14 protein-coding genes and 5 tRNA genes are annotated in these 16,052 nt (G+C 38.6%); all 19 read left to right on the top strand.

The window, feature by feature from the left end; translation table 11 throughout:
• Nucleotides 1-88 precede the first annotated feature (88 nt).
• The gene (locus H0W62_09675) at nucleotides 89-2,119 is read left to right on the top strand and encodes a BatA domain-containing protein (GenBank protein MBA3648800.1); all 2,031 of its coding nucleotides are present in this window, start codon (nucleotides 89-91) and stop codon (nucleotides 2,117-2,119) included.
• Entirely contained in the window at nucleotides 2,120-3,391 is a 1,272-nt protein-coding gene (locus H0W62_09670) for a dihydroorotase (protein MBA3648799.1), read from the top strand.
• Nucleotides 3,392-3,940, top strand: a complete 549-nt coding sequence (locus H0W62_09665; protein ID MBA3648798.1) for a DUF4199 domain-containing protein — start codon at nucleotides 3,392-3,394, stop codon at nucleotides 3,938-3,940.
• A gap of 18 nt (nucleotides 3,941-3,958) precedes the next feature.
• A complete protein-coding gene (locus H0W62_09660; protein MBA3648797.1) occupies nucleotides 3,959-4,894 on the top strand; it encodes a glycosyltransferase family 2 protein in 936 nt (311 codons plus the stop codon).
• Nucleotides 4,894-6,081, top strand: a complete 1,188-nt coding sequence (locus H0W62_09655) for a glycosyltransferase (protein ID MBA3648796.1) — start codon at nucleotides 4,894-4,896, stop codon at nucleotides 6,079-6,081. Before H0W62_09660 ends, H0W62_09655 begins: the two co-directional genes overlap by 1 nt.
• A gap of 100 nt (nucleotides 6,082-6,181) precedes the next feature.
• Complete coding sequence (locus H0W62_09650; GenBank protein MBA3648795.1) at nucleotides 6,182-6,376, top strand: 30S ribosomal protein S21; 195 nt, start codon at nucleotides 6,182-6,184, stop codon at nucleotides 6,374-6,376.
• 48 nt (nucleotides 6,377-6,424) lie between these two features.
• Complete coding sequence (locus H0W62_09645) at nucleotides 6,425-7,309, top strand: tyrosine-type recombinase/integrase (protein ID MBA3648794.1); 885 nt, start codon at nucleotides 6,425-6,427, stop codon at nucleotides 7,307-7,309.
• 206 nt (nucleotides 7,310-7,515) lie between these two features.
• Nucleotides 7,516-7,589: transfer RNA gene (locus tag H0W62_09640), tRNA-Thr, on the top strand.
• An 83-nt stretch (nucleotides 7,590-7,672) separates the two neighbouring features.
• Nucleotides 7,673-7,758 (top strand) — tRNA-Tyr (locus H0W62_09635).
• Between the two features lie 36 nt (nucleotides 7,759-7,794).
• Nucleotides 7,795-7,867 (top strand) — tRNA-Gly (locus H0W62_09630).
• A gap of 42 nt (nucleotides 7,868-7,909) precedes the next feature.
• A tRNA-Thr gene (locus H0W62_09625) sits at nucleotides 7,910-7,985 on the top strand.
• A gap of 137 nt (nucleotides 7,986-8,122) precedes the next feature.
• Nucleotides 8,123-9,310, top strand: a complete 1,188-nt coding sequence (tuf, locus tag H0W62_09620) for an elongation factor Tu (GenBank protein MBA3648793.1) — start codon at nucleotides 8,123-8,125, stop codon at nucleotides 9,308-9,310.
• 63 nt (nucleotides 9,311-9,373) lie between these two features.
• Nucleotides 9,374-9,446 (top strand) — tRNA-Trp (locus H0W62_09615).
• A 59-nt stretch (nucleotides 9,447-9,505) separates the two neighbouring features.
• A complete protein-coding gene (secE, locus tag H0W62_09610; GenBank protein ID MBA3648792.1) occupies nucleotides 9,506-9,700 on the top strand; it encodes a preprotein translocase subunit SecE in 195 nt (64 codons plus the stop codon).
• A gap of 12 nt (nucleotides 9,701-9,712) precedes the next feature.
• Nucleotides 9,713-10,258 (top strand): transcription termination/antitermination factor NusG, encoded by a 546-nt coding sequence (gene nusG, locus H0W62_09605; protein MBA3648791.1) that lies wholly within the window; start codon nucleotides 9,713-9,715, stop codon nucleotides 10,256-10,258.
• Between the two features lie 67 nt (nucleotides 10,259-10,325).
• Complete coding sequence (gene rplK, locus H0W62_09600; GenBank protein ID MBA3648790.1) at nucleotides 10,326-10,769, top strand: 50S ribosomal protein L11; 444 nt, start codon at nucleotides 10,326-10,328, stop codon at nucleotides 10,767-10,769.
• Between the two features lie 123 nt (nucleotides 10,770-10,892).
• On the top strand, nucleotides 10,893-12,923 hold the full coding sequence (locus H0W62_09595) for an Ig-like domain-containing protein (protein MBA3648789.1): 2,031 nt from the start codon (nucleotides 10,893-10,895) through the stop codon (nucleotides 12,921-12,923).
• 93 nt (nucleotides 12,924-13,016) lie between these two features.
• Nucleotides 13,017-15,239, top strand: a complete 2,223-nt coding sequence (gene bglX / locus H0W62_09590) for a beta-glucosidase BglX (protein ID MBA3648788.1) — start codon at nucleotides 13,017-13,019, stop codon at nucleotides 15,237-15,239.
• Between the two features lie 154 nt (nucleotides 15,240-15,393).
• Entirely contained in the window at nucleotides 15,394-15,618 is a 225-nt protein-coding gene (locus tag H0W62_09585; protein ID MBA3648787.1) for a YtxH domain-containing protein, read from the top strand.
• Nucleotides 15,619-16,052 lie beyond the last annotated feature (434 nt).

Here is a 16,052-nt window from a genome sequence, read left to right as displayed (position 1 = left end):
CGGCGCTTTTACATTGCAATCAATCTGTTTATTCTTCGTTACTTTCGCGCCAATTAAAGCGATAACAATTCGCCTGCTGATAATATAAATGTCCTTCCTTTATCCTACTATCTTATTTGCCTTTTCTGCAATTGCCATTCCCATTATAATCCATCTTTTTAATTTTAGAAGATATAAAACAATTTATTTTACTAATGTAAGGTTTTTACGGGATGTTAAAGAAAAAACAGATGCAAGATCAAGGTTAAAGCACCTGTTGGTGTTACTCTGCAGAATCCTGGCAATTGTGTTTTTAATATTTGCATTTGCTCAGCCTTACATTAAAAACAGAACTATCAGCCAGGCAGTTGGAAGGAAAGCCATTAGCATTTTTATTGATAATTCCTTCAGCATGGGTCAGCTTGCCAGCGATGTTCCTCTTCTGGAGCAGGCAAAGTTGAAAGCGAAGCAAATTGTTGATGCATACAGCCAGGATGATCAGTTTCAGCTCCTGACAGAAGATTTTGAAGGCCGCCATCAGCGATTGGTTGATAAAAATGAGATGTATAACCTGATTAAAGAAATACATCTTTCACCCGACACAAAATATCTTTCAGAAATTATTGCGCGTCAGAAAGTTGCATTGTATAAATCTAATAGCCCGGCGAAGCTGCTGTATGTTTTGTCGGACTATCAGAAGAACTTTTCCGACATCTCTAATTTAAAACAGGATACCTCCCTCCAGGTCAGCCTGGTTCCAATAAGTACTGCGGAAAATGAAAATGTCTACATAGACACTTGCTGGCTGCAATCTCCTGTTCAGATAAAAGGACAACCTTCTTTATTATTTGTTCAAATCACTAACAATTCTAACCATAACATTGACAATGGACGGTTGACTTTAAAAATTAACAATGAAATAAAAGCGATCAGTAATTTTTCGGCAAATTTAAATACATCCATTATTGATACGCTCCTGTATACCATTACGGATAATGGCTGGAATCAGGGGGAGCTTTCGATTGTAGATCATCCCATTACCTTTGATGATGCTTACTATTTCAGTTACCAGGTTGCAGAGCATTTAAAAGTACTGGTCATAAACGAATCAGGTAATAATCCTTACCTCAATGCATTCTTTGAAAAAAATAGTTTTTTTCAGACAGAAAGCTCCCGGTTAAATCAGATTAATTATGCAGACCTTCCGGGGCAGCAGTTAATTATCCTGAACGGGATAAAAGAACTTTCAACAGGACTTTCTGCAGAATTAAAAAAGTTTATTGCGGGCAGTGGAAACCTCATTGTTTTTCCAGATGAAGGTATCAGTATGAATTCATACAATCAGTTTCTTCAGTCCGTAAATGCTGATCAGCTGAAGGATTTTACAATCCGGAAAAAAACAGTTAATAGAATAAATACTCAGGATCAGTTATTTGCGGACATCTTTCAGCAAATACCTGAAAATCTTTTTTTACCTGAGGCAAATGCAAGTTTTACGCTTACGAATTATACCGCTACAAATGCCAGCCAACTATTAAAATTCAGCGACGGGACATCTTTTGTTTCCAAATACCATTTTGGAAATGGTACTCTTTACCTGTTTGCTGTTCCCCTCGATAAGAAGAATACGGATCTTCCGTTAAATCCTCTCTTTGCGCCGATGCTTTATAAAATGGCTGTATCTAAAGAATTTTTTACCCCGAATTCATATATTATTGGAAAAAACAGCGAGATAACAGTAAATAGTGCTTTTACAACCTCTGATCACGTATTGCATTTAAAGAGTAATGAAGACGAGTTTATTCCGCAACAACGCCTGATAAATAATGCAATTACACTCCTTTTTGGGAATGATATTAAACACTCAGGCTTTTATGCTTTGCAGGATCAAGCCGGAACAATCAAGGCTCAGTATGCATTGAACTACGACCGTAAAGAATCGGATTTGAAATTTTTATCGCTTGACGATTTAAAAAAATCCGGGGCTTCTTTGGGCATTAAAATTCTTGAGAATTCAAAACGCAATCTTCAGGAAGTTATTCAGGGTCAGCATTTGGGACTACCCCTTTGGAAAGTTTCAATTATTTTTGTTTTGATCTTTATAGCATTAGAGATTTTGCTGCTCAAATTCTGGAAATAGATGTCTTTGCTCATACGTTCTGCCACTATTGTAGATCCCCGCTCTGAATTTCATCTTCAAATAAAAGACATCTTAATAATTGAAGATTCAATTTTCTCTATTGAAGATCACATTGATATTCCTTTAAATACAGAAACTTTTAATGCTGAAAATCTTTATGTATCACCAGGATGGTTTGATATGTATGCGCATTTTTGTGATCCCGGGTATGAATATAAAGAGGATCTGACCAGCGGTTCCAGGGCTGCTGCTGCAGGGGGTTTTACGGGAGTAGCGGTATTGCCGGACACCTTTCCGGTAATTGACTCAAAATCGCAGGTGGAGTATGTCCTCAATAAATCGCGAGGAAATATTGTTGATGTTTTTCCGATTGGAGCAGTAACCAAAAAATGTGAAGGAAAAGAACTGGCGGAAATTTATGATATGGCGAAAGCCGGAGCAGTTGCCTTTTCCGATGCTCAGCACCCGATTGCTGTAGCAGGGCTCATGATGCGCGGGCTGCTTTATATAAAAAAGATCGGTTGCGTAATTATAAGCTTCCCTCACGATGAGACCATAGCTCCCGGAGGTATGATGAATGAGGGTGCTGTGAGTGTGAACCTCGGTATGAGCGGTATACCACACCTTGCTGAGGATTTAATGGTAGTACGTGATATTGAACTTGCTGAGTATACCGGCTCAAGATTACATTTTAGTTGTATCTCAACTAAAGAAGCCGTCAATCGTATTCGGGAGGCAAAAAAGAAAAATATACCCGTAACTGCAGGTGTAAATCCTATACACCTGATCCTGGATGATTCATTTTTAAATGAATATGATGGCAATATGAAAATCTTTCCTCCACTAAGGTCATTAGAAGATATTGCAGCATTAAAAGAAGGGTTAAAGGACGGCACCATTGATGTAATTTGCTCGGCACATGAACCACAAAATGAGGAAAGAAAAAAATTGGAATATGAATATGCTACTGCTGGCATTATAAACCTGCAAACATGTTTTGCCCTGGCATATATGGCCTTAAAAGACCTATTAGATATTAAAGATATTATAAGTAAAATCTCCACAGTACCGCGTGATATTCTCGGCCTTCCATCTCCTGTTCTACGAAAGGATTCACATGCTAATTTAACTATCTTTGATATTAATTCTGAATGGAACCTTAACAGTGAGAACAACTTATCCAAGTCATTCAACACACCTTTTATCGGGAAACAGCTTTTAGGAAAAGCTGTAGCTATTTTTAACCATGGTCAGTTTTTAAAAATTCAATAAATGCAATCGAACAAATCTGCTTTTGGTACTGCTTTTAAATGGGCTCTTATTTCTGCAATTACCATGTTTGTTTTTTCTATGATCACTTATATGACCAAAGCGTATTTAAATCCCACCCTTGGCTGGGTTCCATACATCCTGCTCTTGCTGGGCATGGTAATGGCTATGCTTGAAATGCGAAAAGAACAGGGCGGCTTTATTTCCTTTGGAGAAGCATTTAAAACAGGATTTTTATTTTCATTGATCACTGCTGTCACTGCTTCCGTTCTATCCTTTATTATGATTTCATATATAGGCACAGATATGATTGATCAGATAAAAAAAATGACAGAAGGCAAATTGCTTGATAAAGGCATGTCGGAAGACCAAATTAAAATGGCTATGGACATCAGTAAAAAATTTATGACGCCGGTGTGGATGTCCGTTTGGAGCTTTGCAGGACTATTAATTGCCGGAACCATATTAGCTTTAATTGTATCCGCAATAATCAAGAAAAACAGGCCATTCCTTATGGAACCCCCCAAAGATGATGTGGTAACAAATGGATAACCACCTAACCGTTCATCCATGCAGATTTCTGTTGTAGTTCCGCTTTTTAATGAGCAGGACTCTTTGCAGGAGCTTGCCTTATGGATACGAAAAGTAATGCAGGCCAATCGGCTGACCTATGAAATCATTTTTATTGACGATGGTAGCAAGGATGGCTCGTGGAATATTATTCAAAAGCTTGTATCGGAAGATTTAAATATAAAGGGGATTAAATTCAGAAGGAATTACGGTAAATCCGCAGCCTTAAACGAGGGTTTTAAAGTAGCAGAAGGTGATGTAGTGATTACTATGGATGCAGATTTACAGGACAGTCCGGATGAAATTCCCGAGCTGTATAATAGAATTGCTGTTGATAATTACGATCTTATTTCCGGATGGAAAAAGAAAAGACGTGACCCTATTAGCAAAAGATGGCCTTCGAAATTATTTAACCAGATAACCAGTAACATCAGCGGAATTAAGTTGCATGATTTCAACTGTGGTTTGAAAGCCTATAAAAGGGAAGTAGTAAAAAATATTGAAGTGTATGGTGAAATGCATCGATACATTCCTGTGATTGCAAAGTGGGCAGGTTTCATCAGAATCTCTGAAAAAGTAGTAGAGCATTATCCTAGAAAATATGGTAATACAAAATTTGGCTGGGAGAGGTTTATTACCGGCTTTCTCGATTTGCTTTCTATCAGTTTTGTTTCAAGATTTGGAAAGCGTCCAATGCACTTATTCGGATCGCTGGGGCTTATCTCTTTCTTTATGGGGTTTGTAATATCCATCTATCTCGCCTTCTCTAAATTTTTCTTTAAGGTCTATAAAATGACGGATAGGCCACTGTTCTATTTAGGATTGGTCGCAATGATCATAGGGGTTCAATTATTTGTAGCAGGATTTCTGGCAGAAATGATTTCAAGAAATTCAAATGATAGAAACTCATACCAGGTTGAAAAGCGGATTGGTTAATGGCATACCAAAACCAACCATCCCTACTCAATCAAAAACTAAAAATACTGATCCTCGGTACTGCGTATCCATTCAGGGGAGGATTGGCAAATTATAACGAGCGCCTAGCCCGGGCATTTCAAGCTTTAGGCCATGAAACCGAAATATTTACCTTTCTTGTTCAATATCCCTCTTTTTTATTTCCTGGAAAAAGTCAGTATTCTTCTGAAATTCCTCCACTGGATATAAAAATTGCTCAACAGGTTAATTCCATTAATCCCTTAAACTGGATATCTGCAGGGATTAAAATTCGAAACAAAAGGCCGGATATTTTATTGATAAAGTATTGGTTGCCATTCATGGCTCCCTGCTTTGGTTCTATTGCCCGTGTTGTAAAAAATAATCATCATACGAAAGTGATCACTATTCTGGATAATGTGCTCCCCCATGAAAAGCGAGCCGGCGATAAGCTATTGACTAATTATTATATCCGGGCTTCTGATGGATTCATTGCAATGTCACAGTCTGTATTAAAGGATTTAAGAAATTTCACTAATGTAAAGCCAGCTGTTTTTAATCCTCATCCGCTTTATGATAATTTTGGTGAAGCGATCAATAAGGAAGCAGCCAAAAACAACTTGTCACTGCAGCCCACCTTTAACTATCTGCTTTTTTTTGGTTTTATCCGCAGGTATAAAGGACTTGACTTATTGTTACATGCAATGGCAAATGAACGGCTCAGAAAGTTACCTGTAAAACTTATTGTTGCAGGTGAATTTTATGAAGCTGAAAAATACTACCTCGATTTAATTGAACGGCTTCATTTACAACAGCATGTAATTTTGAGAACTAATTTTATTCCTGATAATGAGGTTAAAAATTACTTTTCTGCAGTGGATTTGGTAGTTCAGCCGTACCGCCACGCTACCCAGAGCGGTGTTACTCAAATTGCATATCAGTTCAATAAGCCAATGATTGTAACTAATGTTGGGGGCTTGCCGGAATTAGTGCCTGATGGGAAGGTAGGTTACGTAATAAAACCGGATGCTTCAGAAATATCAAAAGCAATAATAGATTTTTATGAACAAGGCAGAGAACAGGTGTTTAGCAGAAATATTATTGAAGAAAAGTCTAAATTCTCATGGGAGCAAATGGTGAACACTATTCAAAAAGTGTATTCTGAAACAAGAAATTCTGAATCTCATTAATGTTGATAGTACTTCCTGCAGAGTAAATCCATCATCAGTAATTTAGTTATTGTGCCTTACTTTCCATTGTTTATCTTTGCAAAAAAAATTTAATTCTGGTATGCTTATAATAGACACCCGCGAAAGCGAATCGTTAGATAAAGCTTTAAAAAAGTACAAAAAGAAATTTGAAAAAGCTGGTACACTTAAGCAATTAAGGGCGCGGCAATCTTTTGTCAAACCCTCCGTACGTCGTAGAGGCGAAGTTCTTCGTGCGGTATACCGTGATGAGATGATTCGCAGCCTCGAAGGTTAAGATATTACCTGCTTTTTCGGATCTATGCTTATTTACGATAAGGAAAAAATGGATATCCGCAATTTTATTCAATTCCTTAAGTACGAAAAGCGCTATTCCAACCACACCATAATAGCCTATGAGAACGACCTTATTCAGTTCTCCAAATTTCTCAGACAAACGTATGAATTAGAAAATTCTTTTCAGGCAACCCATACGCACATTCGTTCCTGGCTTGTAAATCTTATAGAAGAAGGGATCGGCCCGCGAAGCATTAACCGGAAGCTTTCTACCCTAAAAACGTTTTTCAAATTTCATCTGGAAAATAAAGGAATTGAACAGGACCCAACTTCCAGGGTGATCGCTCCCAAGGTGGGTAAACGACTGCCGGTTTTTATTAATAGTAACCAGATGGAAACATTATGGCAGCATGGCACTTTCGGTGAAGGATTCAAAGGACTGCGTAATAAGATGATCCTCCAGTTATTTTATTTGACAGGAATCCGGCGCTCAGAATTAATTAACCTTAGAGATGAATCTTTGGATCTTTACAGTAAGCAAATCAAGGTGCTGGGTAAAGGAAACAAAGAGCGTATAATTCCATTTAATGAAGTTTTAAAAATACATATTGAGCATTACCTATCCGAGCGTAATAACCATTTCCAGGCATCGCATTATGAAGCATTCATTGTTTCTGATGATGGTAAAAAAATGAGCGATAAAAAGGTTTATTACATAGTAAGCACTTTATTAAAAACAAATACAACAGTAAGCAAAAAAAGTCCACACGTGCTGCGGCATACATTTGCGACACATCTTTTAAATAATGGCGCGGAACTAAATGCTATTAAAGAACTCCTTGGCCATTCAAGTTTAGCTGCAACACAGGTTTATACGCATAATACTATTGAAAAACTAAAAGCTATCTACAAAAAGTCACATCCCAAAGCATAATACAGTTACTTGCGTGCCTATAAAATATAAGTGGTAATGTGCTTCAACAAAACATAAACAGAAAGTTGAGAATTAGTAGAGAGGGTTACCTCGTTTCGTATTTTCATGTATATTTGCGCACCTTTTTCGGAAGGGATGTGGTGTGCTGTATGGAACAGCTGAAATTGTTTCCTGATACATTTTTTATGTTCAATTTCTCTGGTTTTGCCGATGTAGCTCAGCTGGCCAGAGCTACTGATTTGTAATCAGTGGGTCGGGGGTTCGAATCCCTCCATCGGCTCAGATTAAGATGATGATCGACAGTCAGCAAATACGGGGTATTTAAAAGACTGCTGTTGATTATAAACTTAAACTGAAAATTCAGGGGAGATTCCAGAGTGGCCAAACGGGGCAGACTGTAAATCTGTTGTCTTATGACTTCGGAGGTTCGAATCCTCCTCTCCCCACCAAACATGAAGTAAAAGTTCTTTGATTTAAGGTTATAAGCGGGAGTAGCTCAGTTGGTAGAGCATCAGCCTTCCAAGCTGAGGGTCGCGGGTTCGAGTCTCGTCTCCCGCTCTGTAGTCTCGGTAAAGTTCCAGTGGTCGCAGCATTACAATTGCCGATGTAGCTCAGTTGGTAGAGCACATCCTTGGTAAGGATGAGGTCACCAGTTCGATCCTGGTCATTGGCTCCAAATTTAAGTTTTGTCGCCCTATAAAGGCACCATTATTATTTTTAGTGATTCTTATCTAATAATTAACAGTAACTATTACTTTTCTAACTTTAAAATAATCGTTTTAACATACTTTAACTTTATTAATCATTCAAGCTATGGCTAAAGAAAAATTTGAACGTACCAAACCGCATGTAAATATTGGTACTATTGGTCACGTTGATCACGGTAAGACTACTTTGACATCTGGCATCACATATGTACTATCAAAACAGGGCCTCGCAGAGGTAAAATCATACGACTCTATTGACAATGCTCCGGAGGAGAAGGAGAGAGGTATTACCATTAATACAGCTCACGTAGAGTACCAAACCATCAAGCGTCACTATGCTCACGTCGATTGCCCTGGCCATGCTGATTATATTAAGAATATGGTAACAGGCGCGGCACAAATGGACGGAGCCATACTTGTGGTAGCTGCTACAGATGGTCCTATGCCTCAAACAAGGGAACATATTCTTCTTGCCCGACAGGTAGGTGTTCCTAAAGTAGTGGTATTCATGAATAAGGTGGATTTGGTTGATGATCCTGAATTGCTTGACCTTGTTGAAATGGAAATACGTGAATTATTAAGTTTCTATCAATTTGACGGAGATACTGCAGCCGTGATTCGGGGATCTGCTTTGTTAGCCTTAAATAACGATCCTGCTGGCATGAAATCAGTTCAGGATTTGATGGATGCTGTTGATAAGGAAATTCCTGTTCCGGTGCGGGCTAAGGATAAACCTTTCCTCATGCCTGTTGAAGACGTATTTTCCATAACTGGCCGGGGAACAGTAGCCACAGGCCGTATTGAGAGAGGAATGATCCATACGGGAGATGCAGTAGAAATCATTGGCTTACAGGATCAGTCCTTAAAATCTACGGTAACAGGAGTTGAAATGTTCCGTAAAATTCTGGATGAAGGGGAAGCTGGTGATAACGTAGGACTTTTACTTCGTGGCGTGGAAAAAGATGATATTCGCCGTGGTATGGTAGTTTGCGCGCCAGGTTCTATTACACCTCACACTGAATTTAAATGTGAAGTGTATGTTTTATCTAAGGAAGAAGGAGGACGTCATACACCTTTTTTTAATAATTATCGACCACAGTTTTATCTGCGTACAACTGACGTGACCGGTGAAGTAAAATTACCCGATGGAGTGGAAATGGTAATGCCGGGCGATAATATTGCTATGACCGTGAAGCTGATCATGCCGGTTGCAATGGAAAAGGGTTTACGCTTCGCTATTCGTGAAGGCGGACGTACTGTAGGAGCAGGACAGGTAACGGAAATTGTCAAGTAACAAAATTTCAGCGGATAGCAAAGGAAAGATATAGTATTGCTGCTGATTCTTTCCAGGCCATACACGGGTGTAGCTCAATTGGTAGAGTAGCGGTCTCCAAAACCGTTGGCTGGGAGTTCGAGTCTCTCCACCCGTGCTGTTGTAAATTAAATGGGTTAGACATTTTAATCAAATAGGATTGAAATTAACTTCAATATGGAAAGAGTAAAATTATTTTTTAATGAAACCTACAATGAGCTCATGAATAAAGTTTCGTGGCCATCATGGGAAGATTTACAAAGCAGCACTATCGTTGTAACGGTAGCTGCAATGATCCTTGCACTCATTGTATTTTGTATGGATAAGGCTTCTGACCTGGCAATGTCCACCTACTATCACTTATTCCAATAAATATTTATGATCATGACCGATGAAAAGAAGTGGTTTGTGATGCGCGTCATTAGTGGCAAAGAGCGGAAGATTAAGGAATATATTGAAAATGAAGTAAATCGCAGTGGATGGAACGAAGTTATTACACAAGTGCTGGTTCCGATGGAAAAGATATATAAAATTAAGAATGGCAAAAAGGTAATTAAGGAACGTACATTCTATCCGGGCTATATATTAGTAGAAGCAGAAGAGACAAAAATGAATGGCGACATGTTTTCTGCAATTAAAAATATCTCCGGGGTTATCAATTTTTTAGGAGGGCAAAAGCCGCAGCCTCTTCGCAAATCTGAGGTGAACCGTATTCTTGGTAAGGTTGATGAAATGGCAGAAGTAGGGGAGACAATTAATGAACCTTTCTTAATAGGAGAAACCGTCAAGATTACAGATGGTCCTTTTAACGACTTTTTAGGATTAGTAGAGGAAGTGAATGAAGAAAAGAAAAAATTAAAAGTTACTGTCAAAATTTTTGGTAGAAAAACGCCGGTTGAACTGGCATATGCTCAGGTAGAAAAGCAATGATGGTAAAATCAATATTTGAACATTGGTTTAATTATAATATCATTCATAAATTAATATTCTCAATACTATGGCAAAGGAAATAGAAACCTACGTTAAGCTTCAGGTGAAGGGTGGACAAGCTAATCCTGCTCCACCAATAGGACCCGCACTTGGTGCTAAAGGGGTAAACATTATGGAATTCTGTAAGCGGTTCAATGCCCAAACACAGGATAAAATTGGAAAAACTTTACCTGTTATCATTACTGTGTTTAAGGATAAATCTTTTGAATTTATAATTAAGCAAACTCCGGTTGCAGTTTCATTACTGGAAATATCCAAAAAGGATAAGGGCAGCTCCGTTCCTAACAGAAATAAGGTAGGCAGCGTGAATTGGGAACAGGTGAAAAAAATTGCTGAAGAGAAAATGAGTGACCTGAATTGTTTTGAAATTGAAAGTGCAATGAAAATGGTGGCGGGAACAGCACGCTCTATGGGATTAACAATTGAAGGACAAGCCCCCTGGTCCAATTAATTTAATAAATAAGATATTTGTTAACCCTGGTTCTTACCGGGGTTTTTTGTTTGCAGATTATTGAACTTTAATCGTCAGAATATCAATAAAGAATTATGGCACTGTGATTAAGCACTAATTTAAATGTTTAACATAAAAAGTTTTTTGAATTTTAATCTAACAACAATAGTAGTGAGAGTGAAACTTTATATCCCTGTTATCCTGTTTTTTATCGTCTTTATTTCCTGTAAGAAAGATACCCCTGTAGAAAGTGGAAATACTCTTCAGGTTTCTGTTATTCAGGCAGGTATCACAAATTTAAATTTAACCTCAGATTCCTCTAATGTAAATGTTCCGACTGATCAACCTTTAACAGTCTCATTTAATCAAGCTATCGATACTGCTTCTGCTGCATCTTCAATATCCTTATCATACGGTGGAAACAACATTCCGCTACAATTTTCATTTTTGAATGAAAATAAAACGATCTCTATAATGCCCTCCGGCAATCTTATAAATAGTACATTCTATACACTTGAAATTAGGGAAACGCTTAAAGGTGCAAATGGCGGGGCTTTCACAGGCAGCACCGTTTCCTTTACCACTGTTTCCGGAACACTTAAAATTTTGTCCATAATCGTTTCTGGTAAGAACCTGTTTACCTCCGGCAGGGTTACTGATGTAAACCGCAGTTTTTCAGCAGTCGTACAATTTAATCACTCCATTGATCCTTCGTCCATCTCCCCATCTACTGTCTCTTTATTTAAAGCCGGGCAAAATGCTCCTTTAACCTTCTCTTTTATCGACAGTAATAAAACCTTAATTATTACTTCCTCTTCCCTTTTAGTTCATTTTGATAAATACACCTTATATTTTTCAAATCAGTTAAAAGGTACGGATCAATTTAGTTTTGCCGGATATTCAAAGGAATTTTATACCTCCATTGATTCAACACCTAAATTTCCTCTTTTAAGTGATGACGACCTGCTGACCAAAATTCAGGAACAAACATTTACCTATTTCTGGGATTTTGCTCACCCGGTAAGTGGTCTTGCACGGGAACGGGAAAACTCAGGTAACCTGGTAACCATTGGCGGTTCCGGATTTGGAGTGATGGCAATCCTTGTTGGTATAAATCGAAATTTTATTACCCGCCAGGAAGGCATCGACAGGCTTGAAAAAATCGTAAATTTTCTAACCGTTGCTGATCGTTTTCATGGAGCATTTCCACATTGGATGGATGGAACCACGGGTAAAGTGATTCCGTTCAGCCCAAACGACAATGGCGGTGATCTGGTGGAAACCGCCTACCTGATGCAGGGTTTGCTCACCGTCCGCCAATTCCTGGATCCGTTTAATACACAGGAAAACGGTTTAATAACAAAAATCAATGCTCTGTGGAATACCGTGGAATGGGATTGGTATACACAAGGTGGTCAGAATGTACTGTACTGGCATTGGTCACCGGATAAAGGCTGGATTTTAAATGTACAGATCGGAGGTTATGATGAAGCTTTGATAACTTATATCCTTGCGGCCGCTTCCCCCACACATACTATTGATAAAGCGGTGTACACAAATGGCTGGGCGCGAAATGGAGGAATAATTAATGGAAGAAGTTATTATGGCTTCACCTTACCGCTTGGAGAGTCATATGGCGGACCATTATTTTTTGCACATTACTCCTTCCTGGGTTTTGACCCCCGAAATCTGAAAGACCAGTATGCAGATTATTGGATGCAAAACGTGAATCACACCCAAATCAATCGTGGTTATTGTATCGATAATCCTCTTAATTATGTAGGATACAGTTATCAGGATTGGGGATTAACTGCGAGTGATGACCCAGATGGATATGATGCGCATTCACCTACCAATGATAACGGAACTATTTCACCCACTGCTGCAATTTCTTCCATTCCATACACACCTCAGTACTCAATGGATGCGCTTAAGTTCTTTTACTATACATTAGGTGATAAATTGTGGGGGCCATATGGCTTTTACGATGCGTTTAATTCAACGGATGGATGGTATGGAACCTCAGACCTGGCAATAGATGAAGGGCCAATTATAGTAATGATTGAAAATTACCGCTCAGCAATGTTATGGGACTTATTTATGAGTTGTCCGGAAGTATCCGTTGCAATAGATAAGCTGGATTTTACAAATTGAAAGTTCAGTCAAAATAAAGTAACTGATAACTTTTGTCAAATATTTCAAAGAACATTAATTTTCGAAAATATTTTCCGCTGGAAATTCTCTTACATGCATAAAATCTCATCAGTAAGCTATTATGTTCTGTTAATCTTATGTTTTGCTTTACCATTTAAATCAGTTGCTCAACTATCAAAAGCGCAATTTGTAGATTCTCTCTTAAATATTATGACGCCTGATGAAAAAATTGGGCAGATGACGCTTTTTACTTCCGATTGGGATGTGACAGGACCTACTATGAATAAGAATTACCTTAATGATTTAAAAGCGGGAAAAGTTGGAGGAATCTTTAATGCCTTCACTGCCAAATATGTTAAGCGATTACAACAAGTCGCGGTCGACCAGACACGACTCCATATTCCTTTAATTTTCGGTTACGATGTAATACATGGCCACCGTACCATTTTTCCGATCCCTCTTGCTGAGTCATGCAGCTGGGATTTGGATGCAATTGAAAAATCAGCACGTATTGCTGCTATCGAAGCATCGGCAGAAGGTATCAACTGGACCTTTGCACCTATGGTTGATATTGCAAGAGATCCGCGCTGGGGACGAATAGCAGAAGGTGCAGGCGAAGATTCCTATCTCGGTTCGCTCATTGCAAAGGCGCGCGTAAAGGGTTTTCAAGGTAATGATCTGTCCAGGACAAATACTATTGCTGCCTGTGTAAAACACTATGCTGCTTACGGAGGCGCAGCTGCAGGAAGAGATTATAATACGGTAGATATGTCGGAACAAATGTTGCGTGATATCTATCTTCCTCCTTACAAAGCGGCAATACAAGCGGGTGTAGCAACCGTGATGACATCTTTTAATGAATTGAATGGAGTGCCGGCAACAGGAAATTCTTTTTTGCTTACAGATATATTGAGAAAGGAATGGGGCTTTAATGGATTCGTTGTTACAGACTATACATCTATTAATGAAATGGTGCCGCATGGATTTGCTGCCGATGAAAAACAGGCAGGAGAAGAGGCATTAACCGCCGGTGTAGATATGGATATGCAGGGCGCCATTTACGAAAAATTTACCAGGCAGTCGCTTACAGAAGGAAAGGTTACCCAGCAGGAAATTGATAGTGCAGTCAGGCGGATTTTAAAAGTAAAATACGATTTAGGACTATTTAAAGATCCCTATTTATACTGTGATGAACAGCGCCAGGCTTCTTCCGTTATGACAAAAGAAAATTTACATGTGGAGCGGGATATAGCGCGACGATCAATGGTACTTTTAAAAAATGATAAAGAAATTCTGCCCCTAAAAAATGTAACTTCTATTGCGGTGATTGGTCCTCTGGCTAATGACCCTGAAAATATGATTGGACCGTGGGCTGCTGCCGGAGATGGAAAAAAAGCCATCTCAGTTTTGGATGGATTAAAGGCAAGGAGTGTTGAAAAGGGTAAAATTTTTTATGCTAAAGGGTGTAATATTAATGATGATTCAACACAGTTTTTTTCTCAGGCAGTGGTTGCAGCTCAGAAGGCAGAAATTGTAATAATGGTTCTCGGGGAGAGTGCTTCCATGAGCGGGGAAGCAGCAAGCCGTTCCGATATTGGTTTACCAGGTGTTCAGCAAAAATTATTTGATCAGATAAAAAAAATAGGGAAACCGATAGTAGTTGTCTTAGTAAACGGGCGACCACTTGCAGTGCCTGAGTTAGATAAGCAGGCAAATGCGATTCTGGAGGCGTGGTTTGCAGGAACGGAAGCTGGCTATGCTATTGCAGATATATTATACGGAGATTATAATCCTTCCGGGAAATTAACGACAACTTTTCCCCGCAGTGTAGGACAAATTCCTATCTATTACAATTCAAAAAATACCGGTCGGCCGTTTGATGCAAACAATAAGTATACTTCGAAATATCTTGATATTTCCAATACCCCTTTGTATCCATTTGGATTTGGCCTCAGCTATACCACATTCAGTTATTCAAATTTAAATCTGAGCAAAACACAATTGAGCCTGTCAGATTCCCTGGAGGTTTCTGTTACGGTTTCAAATACAGGAAAATTTGATGGTGAAGAAGTAGTTCAATTGTATGTCCGTGATATGGTAGGAAGTGTAACACGCCCGGTAAAAGAGCTAAAGGGCTTTAAGAAGATAATACTAAAATCCGGTGAAAGTAAAACCGTTACCATAACCTTAAAAGCCAGCGAACTCGGATTTTATAACAAGCAAATGGTTTATGCAGCAGAGCCGGGGACTTTTAAAGTTTTTTTTGGCGGAAGTTCGGAAGGCGGCTTAGAGGGCAATTTTGAGCTGATGAAATAATTATATTTTATCTCTGGCTTCTGACAATACTGATATTAATACACAATTTTTCACGTTCAAAAAATTGTATAGTAAAAATAGGCTGGGATAGAAAGTAAATGCTCTGCTAAACATTCTGGCTATAAAATTGATAATCGAAAAAAAAAAATAAACAATGAATTCAAATACACTCTCTACAGTTGCCGCCGGCTTCCTAACCGGCTTTGTATTAGGAATATTACTTGCTCCGATGAAAGGAAGCGAACTGCGTCAAATTTTATTTAGTAATGATGATGAACTGGAGATAGAAGGGTTACATAATTTTAACGTCAATGAATTAACAGGTGAAGGCTCTGATTCCCTTGAAGACATTAAAAGGCGTATGGAACAGAACCGTTAGATGATCTCCAGGGCAATAGAATAGCTTAACTGTTTAATTAGCCAAGATTTTTATTGTTTTTCGAATTTCCCATTGTACTAACTGTTATTAGAATAAAGCTCATTGGTATATAAGCCTTTATTGAATTCAGAAAGTGAAAAGGTGATTGTATTCTGATCTCTCGTTAATGTTTTAATTGTACAATAGCCCCATTGTTGTTTCTAATTGTGCAATACCCGTTTTGAATATGAACATCAGGAATTTTACGATCAGTAAATCCTGGGCAGGATTGGAATAAATCTGCAAAGCCGTTTTAGATGGGAAGAAATAAATCAGTACTCCCCGTTACCACTTCCAGGCTGGGCTGCCAAAGATCATTCCCAATTTATCGCAGCCATAGCGACTCTCTCCCTTTCTAAGGAAGTCAAAAGTGTTTAAAAAATTGTTATTGCAGG

Source organism: Chitinophagales bacterium (assembly GCA_013816805.1).
Taxonomy (GTDB): domain Bacteria; phylum Bacteroidota; class Bacteroidia; order Chitinophagales; family UBA10324; genus MGR-bin340.
Note: the sequence above shows the minus strand (reverse complement) of the source record. Positions and strands in the feature narration are given on the sequence as shown.

Coding starts and splice junctions, on each gene's coding strand:
- H0W62_09650 (MBA3648795.1), top strand. CDS start 6,182: ATGCTTATAATAGACACCCGCGAAAGCGAATCGTTAGATAAAGCTTTA.
- H0W62_09670 (MBA3648799.1), top strand. CDS start 2,120: ATGTCTTTGCTCATACGTTCTGCCACTATTGTAGATCCCCGCTCTGAA.
- nusG (MBA3648791.1), top strand. CDS start 9,713: ATGACCGATGAAAAGAAGTGGTTTGTGATGCGCGTCATTAGTGGCAAA.
- tuf (MBA3648793.1), top strand. CDS start 8,123: ATGGCTAAAGAAAAATTTGAACGTACCAAACCGCATGTAAATATTGGT.
- secE (MBA3648792.1), top strand. CDS start 9,506: ATGGAAAGAGTAAAATTATTTTTTAATGAAACCTACAATGAGCTCATG.
- rplK (MBA3648790.1), top strand. CDS start 10,326: ATGGCAAAGGAAATAGAAACCTACGTTAAGCTTCAGGTGAAGGGTGGA.
- H0W62_09645 (MBA3648794.1), top strand. CDS start 6,425: ATGGATATCCGCAATTTTATTCAATTCCTTAAGTACGAAAAGCGCTAT.
- H0W62_09655 (MBA3648796.1), top strand. CDS start 4,894: ATGGCATACCAAAACCAACCATCCCTACTCAATCAAAAACTAAAAATA.
- H0W62_09660 (MBA3648797.1), top strand. CDS start 3,959: ATGCAGATTTCTGTTGTAGTTCCGCTTTTTAATGAGCAGGACTCTTTG.
- H0W62_09585 (MBA3648787.1), top strand. CDS start 15,394: ATGAATTCAAATACACTCTCTACAGTTGCCGCCGGCTTCCTAACCGGC.
- H0W62_09675 (MBA3648800.1), top strand. CDS start 89: ATGTCCTTCCTTTATCCTACTATCTTATTTGCCTTTTCTGCAATTGCC.
- H0W62_09665 (MBA3648798.1), top strand. CDS start 3,392: ATGCAATCGAACAAATCTGCTTTTGGTACTGCTTTTAAATGGGCTCTT.
- bglX (MBA3648788.1), top strand. CDS start 13,017: ATGCATAAAATCTCATCAGTAAGCTATTATGTTCTGTTAATCTTATGT.
- H0W62_09595 (MBA3648789.1), top strand. CDS start 10,893: ATGTTTAACATAAAAAGTTTTTTGAATTTTAATCTAACAACAATAGTA.